Genomic DNA, 21,276 nt, shown 5'->3' on the forward strand with positions numbered 1-21,276 from the left:
TCAGCACAGCAGCCAGTCCTCCGACGATGCAGCGCTTCATGGTTTCCTCCCGCCGGGGTGGCGAATGTATTTACCCTAAAGCCGCCGCGGCTTCGCCCGCAGGGGCAACAAGGCGGCGGGCCCAGTCCGCAAGCCCGTCGGCGTTGAATTGGGGCTGGATTCCGGCGGTTCCGGCCAGGCCGGGCGAGCTGCTCAACGCGGCCAACCCGGGTGCGCTGGCGTAGGTGTAGGACACGGTGCCCGCGGCGTTGGTGAGGGTCGCGCCGGCGAGGCCGGCGACACCGGTGGCGGTGTCGTTCAGCGTGATGATGCCGGATTGGGGTCCGAGCGTGACGGAGCCGCCGAAGAGGGTTCCGATGCCGCCGATTAGCGGGTGCGCGGGGGTGAGAGTGACGGGCTGGAGGTCAACGGTGATGAGGCCACTGACCGGGACACCCCCCTCTAACCACCCCGTCGGGCCGCCGGCGCCGGCAAAAAAGGTGCTGCCGGGGTTGAGGATGATGGGGGTAGTGGCAACGACTTCGAAGGCGCTGCCGACGCCGGGGGTGGGTGACATGGTGACCGAGCCGGCGTCGACGACCATCTGTGTGTTGGTCCCGACGGAGATGATGCTGCCGGGCGGCACGTTGGCCGATGTTCCGGGCGGGATGGGCGGGTCGGTGTCGCCGACGGGCGTGTAGTCGATGGAATGGGCGGTGGTGTTGGTCGCCGCCTGTTGCACGACGGATTGGGTGCGCGCGCTGGTGAGGTTGCCCGCGTTCTGGGCCATCGAGCGGACCTGATCTTCCTGCCCGGCTTGGTTGGTGGTCTGCGGCGGCTCGTTGAACGACGTCAGGGTGCTGGCGGTCTCGGAGGCCCCGGCGTAGCCGTACATAGCGGCGGCGTCTTGTGTCCACATCTCCCCGTACTGGGCTTCGGTGGCCGCGATCGCCGGGGTGTTCTGCCCGAAAAAGTTGGTCGCGATCAGCGCCATCAGCTGTGCGCGGTTGGCCGCGATCACCGGTGGGGGCACTGTCATCGCGAACGCCGCCTCATAGGCCGCTGCCGCCGCATACGCCTGAGCCGAGGTTTGAGCGGCCTGCGCGGCGCCGGCGTGCAGCCACGCCACATACGGTGTGGCGGCGGCAGTCATCCGCATCGACGACGGCCCGAACCACGTCTGCCCGGCCAAACCCGAGATTTCCGAAAAGTAGCCGCTGGCAGCCGATTCCAGCTGAGCGGCGGTGGCATCCCAGGCCGCCGCGGCGGCCAGCATGGGACCCGACCCGGGACCGGCATACATGCGGGCGGAGTTGATCTCCGGCGGTAGCAACCCAAAGTCCATGGCGTCGTTGCCTTTCGTGGGCAGGCTAAGGCGCCGAAGCGCCGTTGAACCCCCGCCCGAAGAGGGTGACCTCGTAGGGAGTTTTAGCACGGCGGGACTCGGGTTTGGACGGTTTTGGCGCGCGCGGGCGACCGTGTCGGCCCGGGCCCCGACAGGTCAGAGCAGCGACGTGTCGACGGCGAGGCCGATGGCGCGCACGGTGCTGGCGAGGTGGGTCTGCACGGCCTGCAGCGCCCGCGGAAGATCGCCGTCGCGCAACGCCTCGGCGATGGCCAGGTGCTCGTGCTGAATCGTGGTCACCCGATCCGGTTCCCGCAGCGCCGATTCGCCGATCATCCGCATCTGCCGGTCGCGCAGCGACGAGTAGAAGCCGGACAAAATCGCGTTCCCCGACTCTTCCAGGGTGATGGCGTGGAAGAGTCGGTCGGCGTCCAGGAATCCCCGCCAGTCGTTCGCGGCCGCGGTGTCGCGCTGCCGTTGTAGCTCAACCGACAGCCGCTCGAACACCGTGGCACATGCGGCGGGACCGTGTCCGGCCACCTTGCGGGCTGCGTACTGCTCGAGCACCAGCCGGGCCTCGATGACCGCGCGGACCTCGTCCGGCGAAACCGGGACGACGAGAGCCCCGCGTTGCGGATACAGCCGAAGCAATCCCTCGGCCTCCATGCGCAGGAAGGCCTCGCGCACCGGCGTCCGCGACATGCCCAGCGCGGTGGCGATGTCGCCCTCGCTGATCAGTTCGCCGCCGGGAAACGCACCGGTGAGCACCTGCGTCTTCACATACTCAAGTGCCCGATCTTTGGCGGTGGCTGCCACGGCGCCCCTTCTTGTAGCTCAGTCGTATCTCAAGGGTGTCCATGACGCTACACCCCGGTCGCCCGCTTCTTGACGCTGAGATACAAGATAGATACGATTCAAACACAAGAGGCACTCAGCATGAAGGAGACTCGCAATGTCCACTGCGAACCCGGCCCAGTCAGTGGCCGTCAACCTGGACCCGACGATTCCCGCGCCGATGACCAACGTGGCCGAGTACGGATTCGAGGGCCGTTTCGCCGACTGGGCCGACGACGCCTGCTACTTCGAGTACTCCAAGGCCGCCAATCCGATCGGCTCTGGATATGCGCCGCAAGTTCCGATCACTCAGTTCGGACCCGACGTCTACCTCGATCAGCCGACCGGTGTGGTGCCGCTGGACCTGTCCACGGAGCTGGGCATCAAGACCGGCGCGGCGACCAGTCCCGCTCTGCTGGCCAACTTCGTGCGCATCCGCGCCGGTGAGCAGATCGACACCAGCCCGAACGCCACCTCGCAGCTGTACTACGTGCTCTTCGGGCACGGCTTCGCCGCGGTCAACGGCCAGCTGGTCAAGTGGGAGAAGGGTGACTTCCTGACCCTGCCCGCCGGTGCCCGCTCGGTGTTCTACGCCGACTCCGAGGCGGCCATGTACTGGGTGCATGACGAGCCGCTGCTGCGCTACCTGGGTGCCGAGGCGCGCGAGCCGCGATTCGCCGCGACCAAGTTCTGCCGCACGGACGCGGTGGCCAAGCTGGACGAGATCGCCTCCCGTCCCGGTGCCAACGACAAGAGCCGGGTGAGCGTGCTGCTGGCCAACCAGAACCAGGAGCAGACGCTGACCATCACCCACGTCCTGTGGGCCATGTTCGGCGTGCTGCCCCCCAACCAGGAGCAGCGCCCACACCGGCACCAGTCGGTCGCCTTGGATCTCATCCTCGACGCTCCGCCCAGCGGCTGCTACAGCTTGCTGGGTACTCGCCTCGACGAGCGCGGCGACATCGTCGACCCGATCAGGGTGGACTGGCAGGCCGGTGGCGCGTTCACCACGCCGCCGGGCATGTGGCACGCCCACTTCAACGAAACCGACCAGCCCGCCCACCTGATACCGGTTCAGGATGCGGGCCTGCAGACCCACCTACGCAGTCTCGACATCAAATTCACCCAGCGTCGCGACCTTGTTGCCGGCTGAAGTCGCTGGTTGAACCGGGCGCCGTGCGCCGTCAACAGTTGACGAATACTGTGGCTTGGCATGAAGTTGCCCGTGCTGGGCCCGGTGTCGCTCGCGGGCTTTCAGAATGGCTGGTTCTTCCTATTCCTGCTCGCCGTGCTGTTGGTGATAGGGGTCTACGTCGTCCAGCAATTCGCGCGACGCCGGCGCGTGCTGCGGTTCGCCAACATGGAAGTGCTGGAGCGTGTTGCCCCGGCTCGTCTGTCGAGGTGGCGGCATGTGCCGACGATCCTGCTTGCGGTGTCGTTGGTGCTGCTGACGACGGCCATGGCCGGGCCGACGACCAACGTCCGGATTCCGCTCAACCGCGCGGTGGTGATGCTGGTCATCGACGTCTCGGAGTCGATGGCCTCCACCGATGTGGCTCCGAACCGGCTGGCCGCCGCGCAGGAGGCCGGTAAGCAGTTCGCCGACGAGCTGACCCCGGCCATCAACCTCGGGCTGGTGGCATTCGCGGCCAACGCCACCCTGCTGGTTTCGCCGACGACCAACCGCGGGGCCGTCAAAGCCGCGATCGACGGCCTGCAGCCGGCGCCGAAAACCGCCACCGGGGAAGGGCTTTTCACCGCGCTGCAGGCAATCGCCACGGTCGGTGCGGTGATGGGCGGCGGGGACGGTCCGCCGCCGGCCCGCATCGTGCTGGAGTCCGACGGCGCCGAGAACGTGCCGTTGGACCCCAACGCTCCACAGGGAGCGTTCACCGCGGCGCGGGCGGCCAAAGACCAGGGCGTGCAGATCTCGACGATCTCCTTCGGCACGCCCGACGGCACCGTCGTCTATCAGGGCGCCACGATTCCGGTTCCGGTCGACGACCAGACCCTGCAGGAAATCTGCAAGATCACCGACGGCCAGTCGTTCCATGCCAACAGCCTGGATTCGCTCAAGGAGGTCTACTCGACGCTGCAGCGCCAGATCGGTTACGAGACCGTCAAGGGCGATGCGAGCCTGGCCTGGCTGCTGCTCGGTTCGGTCTTGATGGCCGGCGCCGTGCTGGCCGGCCTGTTCCTGAACCGCAGGCTGCCGGCCTGAGCGATCAGGTGGGCCGCTAAGTAGGCAGCCTGCGGTTGATCAGCAGCGCCAACACCGTGGCGATCAGGGCGGTGACCACACCGAGGCGCAGCCACCCGGCACCGCCGGGTCCCGCCACGGTGCGATACCCGATCTCGTTCTGGATGGCGTTGTAGTCCTTGTTGAGCTCGTCGAGATTGGCCGCGGTGTAGGACTGCCCCCCGGCCAGCTGCGCGATCTTCTTCATCTGGTCCGTCGAGACGGGGACATTCACCCGCACCCCGTCCAGGCTGATGTTTCCCTGCGGGGTGCCGAACGAGATCGTCGAGATGGGCACGCCCTGATCCTTGGCCAGGCGCGCGGCGGTGAAGACGCCGTCGTGCGGGTCACCGGGATCGGTCGGCCGGTTCTCACCGCCGTCGGACAGCAGCACGATGCGGGCCGGCGGCGGAGTGTCCCCGCCGGCCGTGTTGGTCGCATCGATCGCGTGCAACGCGGTGAAAATGGCTTCACCGGTCGCTGTGCCATCGCCGAACTGCAGCTTCTGCAGGGCATCGATGGTGGCCTGGTGCTGCGGGGTCGGCGGCACCAGCAGATAGGGCGTTCCCGCAAATCCGACGAGTCCGAGGTTGATGCCCGGCGTCAACGCAGCGGCGAACTTGCTGGCGGCTTGCTCGGCGGCCTTGAGCCGATTCGGTTCGACGTCGGTCGCCCGCATGGACTGCGACATGTCGATCACCAGCATGATGACGGCGCGGTTGCGCGGTATCCGCATGTCGTGCGTCGGGGTGGCCAGCGCGATGGTCAGCAGCGCCAGGCTGAGCACCGACACGGCTATCGGCAGGTGCCGCCACAACGACTGCGGCACCTCGACTTCGGTATAGCGGCGCAGGCGGCGCCGGCGCCGGGCCTGGACGAGGACATAGACGGCGAGCAGAGCCAGCGGAATCAGCCCGAACAGCAACAGGGCGGGACGTTGGAATCCGTACAGCGGCAGTGGGCCGATGACGGGAAGCGACATTCAGTTCACCTCCCCGTCGGGCCGCCGCTGACCTCCGGCGGACGCTGCCGCCAGTAAAGAGGAGACTCGGTGGCCCGTCAAACGCGCGCTATTGGCGCCCTATTCACGCCTGAGCCGCGAATCGACGAACTTTTCCAGGTCTTCCCATTCCCGCACCGCCGCCGAATACGGCGACGCGGGCTTGCCGACCGAGCCGGGCTCCAGCACGTAGGCCACCAGCTTGCCCAGCGGCTTGCCCGTTTCCAGGGCCTTGTCCACGGTGCTCTCCTCGGAGTAGTCACCGATATCGCGGAGCAGCTCGACGGCCAGGTCGAGTTGCTCACGATCCACGGCGTCGGGGCCGTCGGCGAAGTCGTCGGCGAGCCCGCTGAGCACATAGATGTTCTCGTCGGTGATCTCCACCGCCAGCGATCCGTCGGTCGCGGCGGTACGGATGTCGTCGTAGGTGCTCAGGTCGGACAGGTCGTGGTCGTGCTCGTCGGCCAAGTAGCGGGCCAACGAGCGCTCGGAGGTGAACACGCTGATCCGTCCGTTGCGGCCCAGGAAGATGGGGCGATCGTCCAGGTAGCAGCGCAGCGTGTAGAACGTGCCCGAACTCGTCATGATGCGGACCGGGTCGATACCCACCTGCAGCCAGAAGTCCTCGTCGCCGCCGAGCACGGCGGTGTCGCCGGGCGCGCGTACCTCCACCTCGTCTTCCTCCTCGGCCTCCTCGGCCTCGTCCTCATCGTCGTCCGCGGCTTCGTCGGCGTCTTCGGTCGCTTCGTCGGCGGCCTCGGTGTCGTCGTCGGCTTCCTGTTCGTCTTCTTCGGGTTCTTCACGTTCTTCGGCCAGTTCGTCAGCGGCCTTCTCCGAGGCCGCCGCATCGACCTCGGGAGTGCTGATGATGTCGTCGATCGCGGACAGCACATCGTCCCAGCTGCGCCCGATGATCTCGGCGATCGAATTCCAGCGTTTGGCGCCCGCCTTGCCGGTGAAGTGGTCGATCCCGCCGGATACCGTGCCCAGGCTCGGGTTGCCGTTGAAGAATTTCGACACCGCCGCCAGCTCGCACACCGATCCGATGGACGACACGATCGCCAGTGCGCCGGCCAGCGCGGTCACCGACTCTTCGGTCGGCTTCTCGGCCACCAGCTCCTCCACGGCGACCAGGTCGAACTGCTTGTCCTGCGCGGGATCGAAACCGTGTGCGTGGGCCGTGGTCAGGTCTTTCCACGCCGGGTGGTCGACCAGGTCGTTGTCGGTGTCGGAGCGCACGAACGCGACGAGATCGGCAACGGTCTCGAACGCGAACAGGTCGTCGTCGCGGCCCAGGAACGCCTCCCACTCGTCGCCTGAGTCGCGCCAGCGCGGTGCCCACACGGTGTAGCGGTCACCGTCGGACAGGCTCAGACGGATGGGGACAAGGTCAGCAGCCATGCGGCACAGAATAGCGACGACCCACCAGCGTGCCGGGTCCGGTGCCGGGCCAGTAGGCCTATCCCGCCCAAATGCTGGCGATCGCGGGAGCGTTGGCCGCGTTGCCGGTCTTGGGTAGCCCGTACATCTGCTCGATGGTGGACAGCAGGTTGTAGTGGCTCATCTGCTCGCTGTAGGTGCCCGGCTGCACGTGCGCGCCGTAGATGATCGTCGGGATCTGGTTGCCACCGCCTTGCGAAGCGGATCCGTCGTCCTCATCCCAGGTCACGATCAGCAGGCTGTTCTTGGCCACCGCCCAGTTCGCGTATCCGGACATCTGCCGATTCAGCCAGGCGTCGCCCTGCGCGATGGAGCCGTCGTGCATGTTGTTGTCGTTGTTCGGAATGACGAACGAAACCGTCGGCAGGCTGGCGAAATTTCCCTGTGGAAACGCGGAGAACGGCACCGAACTCGTCGGCGGCACATTGGTGAAATTGGCCCACGGCGCATGCTTGCGCGCGTACTTGCCCGAGCTGCACACGGGGGAGCCGACGGCGGGCAGGTCCTCGGCGTAGCCGATGAACGTGTAGCGGGCGCCCAGTAATTCAGAAGCCATGTTGGGTGCGTTGCCGGTGTTGATCGGGCACGAGTCCCTCGTCACGCCAAATGTGTTGCCGGCGAACAGCGCCAAATAGTTCGGTTCGCTGGGATGTGTCTCGGCAAACGACTGGACCATGTTGGCGCCATGGGAGGCAAGGGCGTTGATGAACGGATTCTGCGGGCTGCCGATGATGTGGCCCTCAGAACGGTTCTCTTCCACCACAATTACGACGTGCGCGGGCCGGGGCAGCGCGGCCGCGGCGACCACGCGAGGAGCCAGCGGGGTGGCCGCCAGCCACGTCAGCGCCACCACGCCGACCAAGACGAGGGCGCGACACGCCCAGCTGATCAGCCTTCTGGGACTTTGAATCTCGCGAAACACCCGGGGAGCATATGAGCGGATGCGTGCGACGGACGGCAGGCGCGCGTGCGCGTCAGCAGTACTTTAGGCAACCGAAGTCGGATTGTTATATACCCTCGAACGCATGAAGGTGCGCGTGATCGATCACCCGTTGGCCGCGGCCCGGCTGACGGCGCTGCGCGACGAACGCACCGACGCCGCCGGCTTTCGCGCCGCGCTGCGCGAGCTGACGCTGGTGCTGGTCTACGAGGCCACCCGGGACGCGGCCAGCGAGCCGGTCAGGATCCGGACGCCACTGGCCGAGACATTCGGCAGCCGATTGGTCAATCCGCCGCTGCTGGTTCCGGTTTTGCGGGCCGGGCTGGGAATGATCGACGAGGCGCATGCCGCGATCCCGGAGGCCGAGGTGGGATTCGTCGGTCTTGCTCGCGACGAGGCGACCCATCTGCCGTTCCCGTATATGGAGGCACTGCCCAAGAAGCTCAAGGGCCGGCCGGTCATGGTGCTCGACCCGATGCTGGCCACCGGCGGGTCGATGACGTACACGATCGAACTGCTGCAGCGCCGCGGCGCAACGGATATCAGCGTGCTGTGCGTGGTGGCCGCGCCGGAAGGCCTTGCGGCGGTGGAGAAAGTAGCGCCGAAGGCGCGAGTGTTCACCGCGGCGGTGGACGAGGGACTCAACGAGTCGGCGTTCATCGTGCCGGGTCTCGGCGACGCGGGGGACCGCCAGTTCGGGCCCCGCATTTTCACCAGCGTTCCACCGCAGCGACCAACTCCGCGCGCAGCGCGGCGGCATAAGTCCGAGAAGAAGTCAGGTCGTCGGAAGCCGCGCAGCGAATCTCCAAGTAGCACTTGAGCTTCGGCTCGGTCCCGGAAGTCCGCGCCACCACCCTGATCGAGGTGTCGTCGTCGCCGCCGGTGAAGATCAATGCGTCGGTGACATCTGTCATGGTCGCCGTGAACCCGGCCAGTTGGCCCGGTGGGGAGGTTCGCAACCGCTGCATGAGTTCGGTGGCCTCGGCGGTGTCGGCGACCCGGCGCGAGACCGCCGCAACGTCGTGTACGCCGTATCGGCGGGCCAGTTCGTCGAGCACGTCAGGCACCGAACGGCCCTGCTGTTGCAGTGCGGCGACCATGTCGCACACCAGCACCGCGGCGCTGATGCCGTCCTTGTCGCGCACCGCGGCCGCGTCGACGCAGTGGCCGATCGCTTCCTCGTAGGCGTAGACCAATGTGGCGCCGGGCACCTTCGAATCGGCGCGTGCCAGCCACTTGAAGCCGGTGCGGGTCTCGACGTGGATCGCGCCATAGTGGGCAGCGATTTCTGCCAGCATGGCCGAGGACACCAAGGTACTGGCGACCACTGCGGTGTCCGGCCGCTCGTGAGACAGAATGTAATCGCCTAGCAGCCAACCGGTTTCGTCGCCTGACAGCATCCGCCATCCCGCAGCGGTGGGTATGCCCACCGCGCAGCGGTCGGCGTCGGGGTCCAGGGCGATCGCGACGTCGGCGTCGATCTCGGCGGCCAGGGCCAGTAGCGCGTCGGCGGCGCCGGGCTCCTCGGGGTTCGGGAACGCGACGGTGGGGAAATCGGGGTCCGGCGCGAACTGGGCGCCGACGGTGTGCACCTGTTCGAAGCCGGCGCGGTGCAGCGTCTCGACGGCCACCGCGCCGCCGACGCCGTGCAGCGGTGTCAGCGCGACTCGCACCGGACCGGTGGCGCGCCGCACCCCGGCCGCCCGCCGGATGTAGCGCTCGACCAGGTCTGTGTTTGCGGGTGTTACCGGTTTGCGGGCAATCTGATCGGCGGGAGGCGCTGTCGCCATTGCGGTTTCGATCTGTGTGTCGGTGGGGGAGATGATTTGGATGCCGCCGTCGAAGTACACCTTGTAGCCGTTGTCGGTCGGTGGATTGTGCGAGGCCGTGATCTGGATCCCGGCGCTGGCGCCGGTGTGACGCACCGCGTAAGCGACCACCGGCGTGGGCACCGGGCCGGGCAGCAGCAGCACCGAAAAGCCCTCGGCAGCAAGCACTTCCGCGGTCACCGTGGCGAAGATCGCCGAGCCGTGCCGGGCGTCACGCCCGACGATCACCTGCGAGGAGGCCAGGCCGCGATCCGTAAGCACCTGCGCCACTGCCCAAGTGACACGCGATACCACCGCGACGTTCATGCCGTCCGGACCGTCGCGCACCGGGCCGCGCAATCCAGCGGTGCCGAACCGCAGTGGTTGTGTCACGAGGCCATTCTGCTAGATCCGGGCGATGACGTCGGCCAGAAGTGCGCCGATCCGGGATGCCGACGCGGCCCCGGCCGCCACCACCTCGGCATGGCTCAGCGGGGCGCCGCTGATACCGGCCGCCAGGTTGGTCACCAGGGAAATGCCCAGCACCTCGGCGCCGGCCGCGCGCGCCGCGATCGTTTCATGCACCGTCGACATGCCGACCAGGTCGGCGCCCAGCGTCTGCAGCATCCGGATTTCGGCCGGCGTTTCGTAGTGCGGCCCTGGCAGGCCGGCGTACACGCCCTCGGTCAGTTCGGGGTCGGCCTCGCGGGCGAGCCGGCGCAGCCGCGGCGCGTAGGCATCGGTCAGATCTACGAACTGCGCGCCGACCAATGGCGATCGCGCGGTCAGGTTCAGGTGGTCGCTGATCAGCACGGGCGCACCGACCCGCATGTCGGCGCGCAATCCGCCGGCCGCGTTGGTCAGCACGACGATGCCGGCCCCGGCCGCGCAGGCCGCCCGGACCGGGTGGACGACGTGGCTCAGGTCAAGGCCCTCATAGGCGTGCACCCGCCCGGCCAGCACCAGCACCCGGTGCTCACCGATGCGCACCGACAACAGCTCACCCGGATGGCCGGCCGCGCGTGGCGGTGTGAAGCCGGGAATTTCGGCCTGGGGCAGCACGACGTCAGCCGAGCCCAGCTCCGCGAGCGCCGGCGACCATCCCGAGCCGAGCACGATCGCGATGTCGTGCTCGTCGACCCCGGTGCGCTCGCGGATGGAATTTGCCGCGCGCCGCGCGAGTTGAAGGTTCTCGGATGCAACGTCGGTCACACTGCGCGAGCTTAGCTTCGCTATATATGTCAGGATCTTTCGCATGAGCTTTGGTAGGTGGCCGGTTGTCGGGGTGGTCGTTGCTGTCGCGGTCTCGGTGGCCGCGCTCGTCGGTGGCCCGGCACCGAGGGCGGGGGCCGACTGTCCCAATGTCCAACTGGTGTTCGCGCGCGGTACCGCCGAGCCGCCCGGCCTGGGCGCGGTCGGCGATGCGCTGTTCGCCGCGCTGCAGCCCGCGCTGGGCTCGCGCAGGTTCGACAATTACGCGGTGAATTATCCGGCCAGCTACAACTTCCTGACCACCGGCGACGGCGCCAATGACGCACGGGATCACATCGCGGCGATGGTCGACCAGTGCCCGGGAACGCGGCTGATCCTCGGCGGCTTCTCGCAGGGCGCGGCCGCGGTCTCGATGCTGGCCGGGGTGCCACCGCTGGGCAACACGATCGGCAACTTCGGATCGGCTGCCCCGCTGGATCCCGGGCTGGCCGGCAAGATCGCGGCCGTCGCGGTGTTCGGCAATCCCGGCAACCGCTTCAACACGCCGCTGTCGACGACGGGTCTGTTCGCCGGCCGCGCGATCGACCTGTGCAGCCCCGGCGACCCGGTCTGCGTCGTCGGCGGTCGCGACCGGGAAGCCCACCACGACTACTCGGTGCCGCCCTACCCAGGTCAAGCCGCGGGATTTATCGCCGGGCTGGTGTAGCGGTCGCTGGCCAGGGCTCGGTGAGATACTGCGAAGATGGCCACAAACACCGCATTGGACAGCGTCGAGGACGCAGTGCGGCGTCGTGGCGTCGATCTGGTCGAGCTGTCGCACGCAATACACGCCGAGCCCGAGCTGGCCTTCGCCGAGCATCGTAGCTGCGCGAAAACGCAGGCACTGGTCGCCGAGCGTGGCTTCGAGGTCACCCCGGCCGCGGGCGGTCTGGACACCGCTTTCCGCGCCGACTTCGGCAGCGGACCGCTGGTGATCGGGGTCTGCGCCGAGTACGACGCCCTGCCCGGGATCGGGCATGCCTGCGGCCACAACATCATCGCGGCGTCGGCGGTCGGAACCGCGCTGGCACTCGCCGAGGTGGCCGATGAGCTGGGACTGACCGTGGCCCTGATCGGTACCCCCGCCGAGGAGTCCGGTGGCGGCAAGGCGCTGCTGCTGGAGGCCGGGACCTTCGACGACGTCGGCGCCGCCGTGATGCTGCATCCCGGACCGACCGACATCGCGGCCGCTCGCTCGCTGGCGTTGTCGGAAGTGATCGTCGACTACCGCGGCAAGGAATCGCATGCCGCCGTCGCCCCGTATCTGGGCGTCAACGCCGCCGACGCGGTCACCGTCGCGCAGGTCGCCATCGGCTTGTTCCGGCAGCAACTGGCGCCCGGGCAGCTGGTGCACGGGATCGTCACCAACGGCGGGCAGGCGGTCAACGTCATCCCCGGGCACGCGACGCTGCAGTACGCGATGCGCGCGCTTGAGGTCGATTCGCTGCGAGAGCTGGAGGGCCGGATGTTCGCGTGCTTTGCCGCGGGCGCACTGGGTACCGGCTGCGAATACGAAATCACCACGCCGTCACCGGGATACGCGGAGCTGCGGCCGGACGAATGGCTGGCCGAAGTGTGCCGGCAGGAGATGCGCCGACTCGGGCGTGAGCCGGTGGCGCCCGAGTACGAGAAGGCGCTGCCGATGGGCAGCACCGATATGGGCAACGTCACGCACGTGCTGCCGGGCATCCACCCGGTGATCGGTGTCGACGCCGGCGGCGCCACGGTGCATCAGCGCGCATTCGCCGCAGCCGCCGCCGGACCGAGCGCCGACCGCGCGGTGGTCGAGGGCGCGGTGATGCTGGCACGCACGGTGGTCCAGCTCGCCCAGGACAGCGCCGAACGGGACCGGGTACTGGCCGGGGTCCAACGTCGGGCCGGCAGATGAGCCTGATCGACACGGCCGAATCGTGGCTGGCCGCCCACTACGACGACATGATCGAGTGGCGTCGGCACATCCACCGCTATCCGGAGTTGGGCCGTCAGGAATACGCCACCACGCAGTTCGTCGCCGAGCGGCTGGCCGATGCGGGACTGAACCCCAAGGTGCTGCCCGGCGGTACCGGGCTGACCTGTGATTTCGGCCCCGAACACCAGCCCAGGATCGCGCTACGGGCCGACATGGACGCGCTGCCGATGGCCGAGCGGACGGGCGCACCCTATGCCTCGACGATGCCTAACGTGGCGCACGCCTGCGGCCACGATGCGCACACCGCGATCCTGCTGGGCACCGCACAGGTGCTGGCGTCGGTGCCCGAACTGCCGGTCGGGGTGCGGCTGATCTTTCAGGCCGCCGAGGAGCTGATGCCGGGCGGCGCGATCGACGCCATTGCCGCCGGAGCGCTGACCGGGGTGTCCCGGATCTTCGCCCTGCATTGCGATCCGCGGCTGGAGGTCGGCAAGGTCGCGGTCCGGCAGGGCCCGATCACGTCGGCGGCCGACCACATTCACATCACGCTGCATTCGCCGGGCGGGCACACCTCGCGGCCGCACCTGACCGCCGACCTGGTCTACGGCCTCGGCACGCTGATCACCGGGGTGCCCGGGGTGCTGTCCCGGCGCCTTGACCCACGCAACGGCACCGTCCTGGTGTGGGGTGCGGTCAACGCCGGCGTAGCCGCCAACGCCATCCCGCAGAGCGGCCAGCTGTCCGGCACCGTGCGCTCCGCCAGCCGGCACACCTGGCTCGAGCTCGAGGAGATCATTCGTCAGGCCGTGGATTCGCTGCTGTCGCCGCTGGGCATCGAACACACGATGCAGTACCGGCGCGGCGTGCCCCCGGTGGTCAACGAGGAGGTCTCGACCCGCATCCTCACGCACGCGATCGAGGGGGTGGGCCCCGATGCGCTGGCCGACACAAGGCAGTCCGGCGGCGGCGAGGACTTCTCCTGGTATCTGGAGGAGGTCCCCGGCGCGATGGCGCGATTGGGTGTGTGGCCCGGCGAGGGCCCGCAGCTGGACCTGCACCAGCCGAATTTCGATCTCGACGAGCGCGCGCTGGGGGTCGGACTGCGGGTGATGGTCAACATCATCGAGCAGGCGGCCGCCTTCTCCGACACTTAGGCGGTAGTCCCGGGGCCGACGTTGCTGGCCGGTCGCGTCCGCAGGTCGTGCACGTATTCTCCTGGCGCGCCGGCGATTTCGGCGGCATCGGCCATCACGCCCAGGTACCGGGCCGACGGCAGTCCGCCCTCCCAGGCGTCGAGCACGTAGAGCCACGCCAGCACCGGGTCGGTGGTGGTGTCCGAGGACAGGCGCTCCACTCGGCATCTGATCTTCTTGTGGATGCCGAACTCGGAGCCCTCCCAACTGTCCAGGCTCATCTCGTCGGCCGACGTCATGTCGTAGAGCACGACGAACACCTTGGAATCGGGATCCTCGACGACGGTGGCCAGGGCCCCCTCCCAGCTGATGTCTTCGCCGCCGAAGGTCAGCCGCCACCCGTGTAACCAGCCGGTTCCGGCCATCGGGGAGTGGGGTGCACGCTTCTGCATCTGCTCGGGATGCATGTTCGAGCCGTAGGCGGCGTAGAGCGGCACGGGTGAAAGCTTAAACGGCCGACGCGCGCTCGGTATTCATCCGGCGGTTCCGATTGTCCTTGGATAGGTTAGGGCTGTGGTGACCCGCATCGTGATCCTCGGTGGAGGTCCGGCCGGTTACGAAGCCGCGCTCGTGGCCGCCACCTCACACCCCGATACCACCGACGTCACCGTCATCGACTCCGAAGGCATCGGCGGGGCGGCGGTGCTGGACGACTGCGTGCCGTCCAAAACGTTCATCGCCTCGACCTGGCTGCGCACCGAACTGCGCCGCGCGCCGCGGCTGGGCTTCGACATCGACATCGACGACGCCAAAATCTCGCTGCCGCGGATCCACAAACGGGTCAGGGCGCTGGCCGCCGAGCAGTCGGCCGATATCACCGCACAGCTGCTCGCCGAGGGTGTGCGTGTGGTCGCCGGACGGGGCGAACTCTGCGACTCCGCCCCCGGCCTGGCCCGGCACCGCATCAAGGCGACCGCCGCGGACGGCACGGTCACCGAGCACGACGCCGACGTCGTGCTGATCGCCACCGGCGCCAGCCCGCGGGTGCTGCCGTCGGCCCAGCCCGACGGCGAGCGCATCCTGACCTGGCGCCAGCTCTACGACCTGCAGTCGCTGCCCGAGCACCTGATCGTGGTGGGGTCGGGCGTCACCGGCGCCGAGTTCGTCCACGCCTACACCGAGCTCGGTGTGCCCGTGACCGTGGTCGCCAGCCGCGACCGGGTGCTGCCCTACGAGGACGCCGACGCCGCGCTGGTCCTGGAAGAGGCCTTCGCCGAGCGCGGCGTCGAGCTGGTCAAGAACGCCCGCGCGCAATCGGTCACCCGCACGCCCGACGGCGTCCTGGTCACTCTTGCCGACGGCCGCACCGTCGAGGGCAGCCACGCCCTGATGACCATCGGATCGGTGCCCAACACCGGCGGCCTCGGCCTGGAACGCGTCGGCATCGAGGTGGGGCGCGGCGGCTACCTGACCGTCGACCGGGTGTCGCGGACCTCAGTCGCCGGCATCTACGCCGCCGGCGACTGCACCGGCCTGCTGCTGTTGGCGTCGGTCGCCGCCATGCAAGGCCGGATCGCGATGTATCACGCGCTGGGCGAGGGCGTCAGCCCGATCCGGTTGCGCACCGTCGCCGCGACCGTGTTCACCCGGCCCGAGATCGCCGCCGTCGGGGTGCCGCAAACGATGATCGACGACGGCTCGGTGCCCGCCCGGACCATCACGTTGCCGTTGCGGACCAACGCGCGCGCCAAGATGTCCGGGTTGCAGCAGGGCTTCGTCAAGGTCTTCTGCCGCAAGTCCACCGGCGTGGTGATCGGCGGCGTGGTGGTGGCGCCGATCGCCTCCGAGCTGATCCTGCCGATCGCCGTGGCCGTGCAAAACCGCATCACCGTCAACGAGCTGGCGCAGACGCTGGCCGTCTACCCGTCGTTGTCCGGTTCGATTACCGAGGCCGCCCGTCGGCTGATGGCACACGACGATCTGGATTGACAGCAGACCCGGAAGCGACCGACGAACTAGCCTTGGTGGAGCACCCCTACTGACGAGTAACCGACAGGAGTCCGTTCCCGTGAGTGACCCGTTGTCCATGTTGGGCCCGCAGCATCGCGCGCAGGCCTGGGAGCGACTCGGCGCCGAGCAGTTCGACGTCGTCGTCATCGGCGGCGGGGTGGTGGGCTCCGGGTGCGCGCTGGATGCCGCCACCCGTGGGCTCAAGGTCGCGTTGGTCGAGGCGCGTGACTTCGCCTCGGGGACGTCGAGTCGCTCGTCGAAGATGTTCCACGGCGGGCTGCGCTACCTCGAGCAGCTGGAGTTCGGTCTGGTACGCGAGGCGCTGCACGAGCGCGAGCTGTCGCTGACCAGGTTGGCGCCACATCTGGTCAAGCCGCTGCCGTTCCTGTTCCCGCTGACGCATCGCTGGTGGGAGCGTCCCTACATCGCGGCGGGCATCTTCCTCTACGACAGCCTCGGCGGCGCGAAATCGGTTCCCGCGCAAAAGCACTTGACGCGCGCCGGCGCGTTGCGGTTGAGCCCGGGGCTCAAGCGCAGCTCGCTGATCGGTGGGATCCGCTACTACGACACCGTCGTCGACGACGCCAGACACACGATGACGGTCGCGCGCACCGCCGCGCATTACGGCGCTGTCGTGCGGTGCTCCACCCAGGCGGTCGCGTTGCTGCGCGAGGGCGACCGGGTGATCGGGGTGCGCGTCCGCGATTCCGAGGACGGCTCGGTCACCGAGGTTCGCGGTCACGTCGTGGTCAACGCGACGGGGGTGTGGACCGACGAGATCCAGGCCCTGTCCAAGCAGCGCGGGCGATTTCAGGTGCGCGCGTCCAAGGGTGTGCACGTGGTGGTGCCGCGGGACCGCATCGTCAGCGACGCCGCGATCATCCTGCGCACCGAGAATTCGGTGATGTTCATCATCCCGTGGGGCAGCCACTGGATCATCGGAACCACCGACACCGACTGGAATCTCGACCTGGCCCACCCGGCCGCCACCAAGGCCGACATCGACTACATCCTCACCACCGTCAACACCGTGCTGGCCACCCCGTTGACGCATGCCGACATCGACGGGGTGTACGCGGGGCTGCGCCCGCTCCTGGCCGGGGAGAGTGAGGAAACCTCCAAGCTCTCCCGCGAGCACGCCGTCGCGGTGCCCGCGCCCGGCCTGGTCGCCATCGCCGGCGGCAAATACACCACCTATCGGGTGATGGCCGCCGACGCGATCGACACCGCGGTGCAGTTCGTCCCGGCCCGGGTCGCGCCGTCGATCACCGAAAAGGTGAGCCTGCTGGGCGCCGACGGCTATTTCGCGCTGATCAATCAGGTCGAACACGTCGGCGAACTCGTGGGCCTGCATCCGTACCGGGTGCGTCACCTGCTGGACCGCTACGGCTCGCTGATGGACGAGGTGCTGGCGCTGGCGGCCGACCGTCCCGAACTGCTGAGCCCGGTCAAGGAGGCGCCGGGCTACTTGCAGGTGGAAGCCCTCTACGCCGCGGCCGCCGAGGGTGCCCTGCATCTCGAGGACATCCTGGCCCGCCGAATGCGGATCTCCATCGAATACCCGCACCGCGGCGTGGACTGCGCCCGCGAGGTCGCCGAGCTGGTCGCTCCCGTGCTCGGGTGGAGCGCGGCGGACGTCAACCGTGAGGTCGCCAACTACAACGCGCGGGTAGAGGCCGAGATCCTGTCGCAGGCTCAGCCCGACGACGTATCGGCGGACGAGTTGCGGGCCAGCGCGCCCGAAGCGCGCGCTGAGATCCTCGAGCCGGTCCCGCTCAATTGAGTTTGCGGTGAGGCGCGCACCCCTTCCGGTGCGCGACGGATTGGGGCCCGCGCGGGTCCGGCTGCACGGCGGGGCGGTGCTGGCCGAGCTGACCGCCCGGTTCGGCGAGCAGGCCCGCGCCAAGGTGCTGGCCGGGGAGGTCGTCGACGCCGACGGTGCGGTGATCGACGAGGCGACCGAGCTGCCCACCGGCGCCAGTGTTTACCTCTATCGCGATCTGCCGCATGAAGTTCCGGTGCCGTTCGATATCCCGGTGCTGTACCGCGACGACGGCATCGTGGTCGTCGACAAGCCGCACTTTCTGGCCACCATGCCCAGGGGCAGCCACGTCGCGCAGACCGCGTTGGTGCGGCTGCGCAAGGAGCTGGGGTTGCCGGAGCTGAGCCCCGCCCACCGGCTCGACCGGCTGACCGCGGGGGTGTTGCTGTTCACCACCCGGCGCGAGCTGCGCGGTGCCTACCAGATGCTGTTCGCCCGCGGTTTGGTGCACAAGACGTACCTGGCCCACGCGGCCGTCGATCCGGCGTGCGAGCTGCCGCGCGTGGTTCGAAGTCGAATCATCAAGCGCCGGGGTCACTTACAGGCCGTCTGTGAGCCCGGCGAGGCCAATGCGGAGACGCTGGTGGAACTTATTTCCCCCGACGGCCGCTACCGGCTGACCCCGCGCACCGGGCGCACCCACCAGTTGCGGGTGCACATGGCGTCGCTGGGGCTGCCGATCACGGGCGATCCGTTGTACCCCAACGTGATCGATGTGCCCGCCGACGACTTCAGCACTCCGCTGCAATTGCTGGCCCAGCGCATCGAGTTCGACGACCCTTTCACCGGATCGCGCCGCGAGTTCGTCAGCGGTCGCAGAATTAGGGACTGAGGTCACTAGTAGGGGCGGGTATGCCCAGGCGAGCATGGTGGCATGACTGGCATCACTTCTCCCGGCTCGTTCCCGATCTCCACTATCACCGGCGACCCGGTGGCACGCGTTGCCGCCGACGCCACCGTGGCCGACGTCGCCATGGCCATGGCGGCCATCGATGTCGGTGCCGTCGTGGTGGGTGACGACAAGCGACCCGCCGCACTGGTAAGCGAGCGCGACGTCGTTCGGGTGGTGGCCTCCGGAAAGAACCCGGCCACCGTGCCGGCGGCCGAGGTGGCCAGCACCGACTTGGTGTGGTGCGACGCCGAGGCCAGCGTTGATCAGGTGGCGACCCGGATGATGGACCGCTACATCCGCCACATCCTGGTAGAGCGCGATGGGGCACTGGCCGGCATCGTCTCGGCCCGCGACCTGCTGGGTATCTACAGCGCCTACGGCTCCGAGGTCGACCTGGATCTCGATCCGGCATGAAGCGCCGATCCGTGGCGGCCTTGATCGGTGGGAGTCTGGCGGGCCTGACGGGTTGGGACCTCCTCCAGCGCCGTCACACCATCCTGCGTAACTATCCGATCGTCGGCCACCTTCGGTTCCTTCTCGAGGCGGTCGGCCCGGAGCTGCGTCAGTACATCGTCACCGACAACGATGCGGAGCGGCCTTTCAGCCGGGACCAGCGGCGTTGGGTATACACGTCCTCGAAGTTGACCGACCGATACTTCGGGTTCGGCACCGACAACGACCTGGAACGGGTGCACAACTACCCGATCATCAAGCACGCGGCGTTCCCGGTACCGGCCCCGGACGGCGAGCCCAACCATCCCGATCCGTCCGTGCCGTTGCCCGCGGCCAAGGTGCTGGGCGGCGCTCGCGGCCGGACGAAAGCCTTTCGGCCCTCATCATTGGTCAACGTTTCAGGGATGAGTTTCGGGTCCCTGTCCGCCGCGGCCGTCACCGCGCTCAACAAGGGTGCGGGCATAGCCGGCGCCCTGCACACCACCGGCGAGGGTGGAGTGTCGCCGTACCACCTCAATGGCGGCGACCTGGTCTGGCAGATCGGCACCGGTTACTTCGGCTGCCGTAACGCGGACGGCACCTTCAGCCTTCCTCGTCTGATCGACCGGGTGGCGACCACGCAAACCATCCGGGCCATCGAGATCAAGCTCAGCCAGGGTGCCAAGCCCGGCCTGGGCGGCATGCTCCCCGGCGCAAAGGTGACCCCCGAAATCGCGGCGATCCGTGGCGTTCCGGTCGGGGTGGACTGCAAGAGCCCTGCCGGACACTCGGCGTTCCGCGATGTCGACGGACTGCTCGAGCTGGTGGAGACCATCGCCGCCGAGACAGGTCTACCGGTCGGCATCAAGTCGGCGGTCGGCGAAGGGGCGTTTTGGCTGGGTCTGGCCGAACGCATGGCGCGGACCGGACGGGGCGTCGACTTCATCACCGTGGACGGCGGCGAGGGCGGCACCGGAGCGGCTCCGCTCGTCTTCAGCGATCATGTCGCCCTGCCCTTCAAGTGGGCGTTCAGCCGGGTCTACCGGGCCTTTGCCGAACAGGATCTGCATCAGGACGTGGTGTTCATCGGCTCGGGCAAGCTGGGCATCCCGGAGAACGCCCTGCTGGGCCTGGCCATGGGCTGCGACATGATCAACGTCGCCCGAACCGCCATGTTCTCCATCGGTTGCATCCAGGCCCAGCGCTGCCACACCGGCCGCTGCCCGTCCGGCGTCGCCACCCAGTCCGCATGGCTGCAACACGGCCTCGACCCGGCCCTGAAATCGGTGCGCTGCGCCAACTATCTCGCCACGCTGCGCTTCGAACTGGTGTGTTTGGCCCGCGCGTGTGGCTACGTCCACCCCGCCCTGGTGCCGCTGGCCGCGATCGAGCTCCTCGATGTCGACCTCAAGTCCGTACCGGTCGACGGGTTGTTCGAATACAAGCCGGACTGGGGCATGCCCGGCCAGGCCGACATCGAAGCGATCACCGCTTTGATGGCGGACGCCGCCCTGTGCTCCCTCTGACGACCCGGCGCGCCGTTGGCCTATGCGGTCAAAGATTCAGGGGCCGAGGGCGTGTGACGTTCTTGCTGCCGGGATTCGATCATCCGGTTGCGAACGATGTGTTCAACGAGGATCGGAACGAAGCTCTGGACCGGTGCACTAACGAATTGCTGAGCCGCCTCCTCACACCACTGCTTGATCTGGGCGGTTCGCTGCTCGTCGCCGAGCCCTTCGTGACGGGCCAACTTGTCCGCGACGTCGGCCACGGATCGCGCAACCGTTGAACTGCGGGCCGGTTCACCGTCCGGGGGTATTCGCGCCTCTTCGAGCGCTTGGCGCGCAACCTCTTCGCTGGTGTCCGGCCGGATGACGTGCAGGGAGAGGTGATGACCGTCCTCCCCGATCAGGATGACACTGGCCGGCTCATCACTGGTGAAACCCAGCAATTCGATCGTCTGGCCGCCGATCTGCGCCAGTGGCGGCGTCTGGTCCCAGCCGTTGCGACGGTAGCCCAGCATCACGACTGGCCCCAGCCGGCCGGACACCGACGCCACCAAGTCCGGTAGCTCCTCGACCAAATGCTGCGACCGCGGCCACCAGTACCCGTCAATATGCTCCGACGCAGACCGGTAAGGCTTGAGCTGCAACCGATTTTCGACTTCCACTTCGACCACCTACCCGCTAGACCGGCGGATTGTCATGCACCCCGCCGGAGGCCCCCGCAGCCAACGGTACGG

18 protein-coding genes and 2 pseudogenes are annotated in these 21,276 nt (G+C 68.2%); 11 read left to right on the forward strand and 9 right to left on the reverse strand.

Translation table 11 applies throughout. The annotated features are described in order from the left end of the window. Window positions 1-70: 70 nt before the first annotated feature. Window positions 71-1,324: a PPE family protein gene (locus ACZY0B_RS19830; protein WP_463765917.1), complete on the reverse strand. Its 1,254-nt coding sequence runs from the start codon at window positions 1,322-1,324 to the stop codon at window positions 71-73. Between the two features lie 156 nt (window positions 1,325-1,480). Further along, window positions 1,481-2,140 carry a GntR family transcriptional regulator gene (locus ACZY0B_RS19835; RefSeq protein ID WP_463765918.1) on the reverse strand — a complete coding sequence of 220 codons (660 nt, stop codon included), beginning with the start codon at window positions 2,138-2,140 and terminating at the stop codon, window positions 1,481-1,483. A 136-nt stretch (window positions 2,141-2,276) separates the two neighbouring features. On the opposite strand from ACZY0B_RS19835, the gene ACZY0B_RS19840 reads away from it, so the two are divergent. Further along, entirely contained in the window at window positions 2,277-3,311 is a 1,035-nt protein-coding gene (locus ACZY0B_RS19840; RefSeq protein ID WP_463765919.1) for a cupin, read from the forward strand. A 60-nt stretch (window positions 3,312-3,371) separates the two neighbouring features. Then, entirely contained in the window at window positions 3,372-4,379 is a 1,008-nt protein-coding gene (locus tag ACZY0B_RS19845) for a VWA domain-containing protein (RefSeq protein ID WP_463765920.1), read from the forward strand. Between the two features lie 16 nt (window positions 4,380-4,395). On the opposite strand, the gene ACZY0B_RS19850 is transcribed toward ACZY0B_RS19845, so the two are convergent. From ACZY0B_RS19850 to ACZY0B_RS19860, 3 genes are all read right to left on the reverse strand, one after another. Further along, window positions 4,396-5,379 (reverse strand): VWA domain-containing protein, encoded by a 984-nt coding sequence (locus tag ACZY0B_RS19850; RefSeq protein ID WP_463765921.1) that lies wholly within the window; start codon window positions 5,377-5,379, stop codon window positions 4,396-4,398. 99 nt (window positions 5,380-5,478) lie between these two features. Continuing rightward, a complete protein-coding gene (satS, locus tag ACZY0B_RS19855) occupies window positions 5,479-6,798 on the reverse strand; it encodes a protein export chaperone SatS (RefSeq protein WP_463765922.1) in 1,320 nt (439 codons plus the stop codon). 58 nt (window positions 6,799-6,856) lie between these two features. Further along, window positions 6,857-7,759, reverse strand: coding sequence for an alkaline phosphatase family protein (locus ACZY0B_RS19860; protein ID WP_463765923.1), 903 nt, complete (start codon window positions 7,757-7,759; stop codon window positions 6,857-6,859). A gap of 103 nt (window positions 7,760-7,862) precedes the next feature. On the opposite strand from ACZY0B_RS19860, the gene upp reads away from it, so the two are divergent. Beyond that, window positions 7,863-8,597 (forward strand): uracil phosphoribosyltransferase, encoded by a 735-nt coding sequence (gene upp / locus ACZY0B_RS19865; protein WP_463765924.1) that lies wholly within the window; start codon window positions 7,863-7,865, stop codon window positions 8,595-8,597. Here upp and ACZY0B_RS19870 read toward each other — a convergent pair. Both ACZY0B_RS19870 and ACZY0B_RS19875 read right to left on the reverse strand, forming a co-directional pair. Then, window positions 8,488-9,972 (reverse strand): annotated as a pseudogene (locus tag ACZY0B_RS19870) (phospho-sugar mutase); the annotation flags it as partial. The gene upp and the pseudogene ACZY0B_RS19870 overlap by 110 nt on opposite strands. Window positions 9,973-9,990: 18 nt before the next feature. Continuing rightward, the gene (locus ACZY0B_RS19875) at window positions 9,991-10,797 is read right to left on the reverse strand and encodes a purine-nucleoside phosphorylase (protein WP_463765925.1); all 807 of its coding nucleotides are present in this window, start codon (window positions 10,795-10,797) and stop codon (window positions 9,991-9,993) included. 43 nt (window positions 10,798-10,840) lie between these two features. On the opposite strand from ACZY0B_RS19875, the gene ACZY0B_RS19880 reads away from it, so the two are divergent. The 3 genes from ACZY0B_RS19880 to ACZY0B_RS19890 are packed head-to-tail and all read left to right on the forward strand — an operon-like array spanning window position 10,841 to window position 13,899. After that, a complete protein-coding gene (locus tag ACZY0B_RS19880) occupies window positions 10,841-11,503 on the forward strand; it encodes a cutinase family protein (protein WP_463765926.1) in 663 nt (220 codons plus the stop codon). A gap of 36 nt (window positions 11,504-11,539) precedes the next feature. Further along, window positions 11,540-12,724 carry a M20 family metallopeptidase gene (locus ACZY0B_RS19885; RefSeq protein ID WP_463765927.1) on the forward strand — a complete coding sequence of 395 codons (1,185 nt, stop codon included), beginning with the start codon at window positions 11,540-11,542 and terminating at the stop codon, window positions 12,722-12,724. After that, the gene (locus ACZY0B_RS19890; protein ID WP_463765928.1) at window positions 12,721-13,899 is read left to right on the forward strand and encodes an amidohydrolase; all 1,179 of its coding nucleotides are present in this window, start codon (window positions 12,721-12,723) and stop codon (window positions 13,897-13,899) included. The genes ACZY0B_RS19885 and ACZY0B_RS19890 overlap by 4 nt, the downstream gene beginning before the upstream one ends. On the opposite strand, the gene ACZY0B_RS19895 is transcribed toward ACZY0B_RS19890, so the two are convergent. Further along, the gene (locus ACZY0B_RS19895) at window positions 13,896-14,375 is read right to left on the reverse strand and encodes a gamma-glutamylcyclotransferase (RefSeq protein ID WP_463765929.1); all 480 of its coding nucleotides are present in this window, start codon (window positions 14,373-14,375) and stop codon (window positions 13,896-13,898) included. The two genes, ACZY0B_RS19890 and ACZY0B_RS19895, sit on opposite strands and share 4 nt — an antisense overlap. 76 nt (window positions 14,376-14,451) lie before the next feature. Between ACZY0B_RS19895 and ACZY0B_RS19900 the strand changes: the two are divergent. The 5 genes and pseudogenes from ACZY0B_RS19900 (at window position 14,452) to ACZY0B_RS19920 (ending at window position 20,560) form a co-directional block, all read left to right on the forward strand. Further along, window positions 14,452-15,920, forward strand: a pseudogene (locus ACZY0B_RS19900) (NAD(P)H-quinone dehydrogenase). A gap of 44 nt (window positions 15,921-15,964) precedes the next feature. Beyond that, window positions 15,965-17,671, forward strand: coding sequence for a glycerol-3-phosphate dehydrogenase/oxidase (locus ACZY0B_RS19905; protein WP_463765973.1), 1,707 nt, complete (start codon window positions 15,965-15,967; stop codon window positions 17,669-17,671). Window positions 17,672-17,678: 7 nt separating this feature from the next. Then, complete coding sequence (locus tag ACZY0B_RS19910; protein ID WP_463765930.1) at window positions 17,679-18,542, forward strand: pseudouridine synthase; 864 nt, start codon at window positions 17,679-17,681, stop codon at window positions 18,540-18,542. Window positions 18,543-18,584: 42 nt separating this feature from the next. Further along, window positions 18,585-19,016 carry a CBS domain-containing protein gene (locus ACZY0B_RS19915; protein WP_463765932.1) on the forward strand — a complete coding sequence of 144 codons (432 nt, stop codon included), beginning with the start codon at window positions 18,585-18,587 and terminating at the stop codon, window positions 19,014-19,016. Next, the gene (locus tag ACZY0B_RS19920; RefSeq protein WP_463765933.1) at window positions 19,013-20,560 is read left to right on the forward strand and encodes an FMN-binding glutamate synthase family protein; all 1,548 of its coding nucleotides are present in this window, start codon (window positions 19,013-19,015) and stop codon (window positions 20,558-20,560) included. The genes ACZY0B_RS19915 and ACZY0B_RS19920 overlap by 4 nt, the downstream gene beginning before the upstream one ends. 20 nt (window positions 20,561-20,580) lie before the next feature. Here the strand turns inward: ACZY0B_RS19920 and ACZY0B_RS19925 are convergent, their stop codons facing one another. Then, complete coding sequence (locus tag ACZY0B_RS19925) at window positions 20,581-21,204, reverse strand: DUF5994 family protein (RefSeq protein WP_463765934.1); 624 nt, start codon at window positions 21,202-21,204, stop codon at window positions 20,581-20,583. Window positions 21,205-21,276 lie beyond the last annotated feature (72 nt).

This window comes from Mycobacterium sp. IDUB_19 (genome assembly GCF_055419445.1).

What these genes read in the sequence shown, in the direction of transcription:
- ACZY0B_RS19830 (WP_463765917.1), bottom strand. Translation starts at nt 1,324, where the DNA reads ATGGACTTTGGGTTGCTACCGCCGGAGATCAACTCCGCCCGCATGTAT.
- ACZY0B_RS19840 (WP_463765919.1), top strand. Translation starts at nt 2,277, where the DNA reads ATGTCCACTGCGAACCCGGCCCAGTCAGTGGCCGTCAACCTGGACCCG.
- ACZY0B_RS19845 (WP_463765920.1), top strand. Translation starts at nt 3,372, where the DNA reads ATGAAGTTGCCCGTGCTGGGCCCGGTGTCGCTCGCGGGCTTTCAGAAT.
- ACZY0B_RS19850 (WP_463765921.1), bottom strand. Translation starts at nt 5,379, where the DNA reads ATGTCGCTTCCCGTCATCGGCCCACTGCCGCTGTACGGATTCCAACGT.
- satS (WP_463765922.1), bottom strand. Translation starts at nt 6,798, where the DNA reads ATGGCTGCTGACCTTGTCCCCATCCGTCTGAGCCTGTCCGACGGTGAC.
- upp (WP_463765924.1), top strand. Translation starts at nt 7,863, where the DNA reads ATGAAGGTGCGCGTGATCGATCACCCGTTGGCCGCGGCCCGGCTGACG.
- ACZY0B_RS19880 (WP_463765926.1), top strand. Translation starts at nt 10,841, where the DNA reads ATGAGCTTTGGTAGGTGGCCGGTTGTCGGGGTGGTCGTTGCTGTCGCG.
- ACZY0B_RS19885 (WP_463765927.1), top strand. Translation starts at nt 11,540, where the DNA reads ATGGCCACAAACACCGCATTGGACAGCGTCGAGGACGCAGTGCGGCGT.
- ACZY0B_RS19890 (WP_463765928.1), top strand. Translation starts at nt 12,721, where the DNA reads ATGAGCCTGATCGACACGGCCGAATCGTGGCTGGCCGCCCACTACGAC.
- ACZY0B_RS19905 (WP_463765973.1), top strand. Translation starts at nt 15,965, where the DNA reads ATGTTGGGCCCGCAGCATCGCGCGCAGGCCTGGGAGCGACTCGGCGCC.
- ACZY0B_RS19915 (WP_463765932.1), top strand. Translation starts at nt 18,585, where the DNA reads ATGACTGGCATCACTTCTCCCGGCTCGTTCCCGATCTCCACTATCACC.
- ACZY0B_RS19920 (WP_463765933.1), top strand. Translation starts at nt 19,013, where the DNA reads ATGAAGCGCCGATCCGTGGCGGCCTTGATCGGTGGGAGTCTGGCGGGC.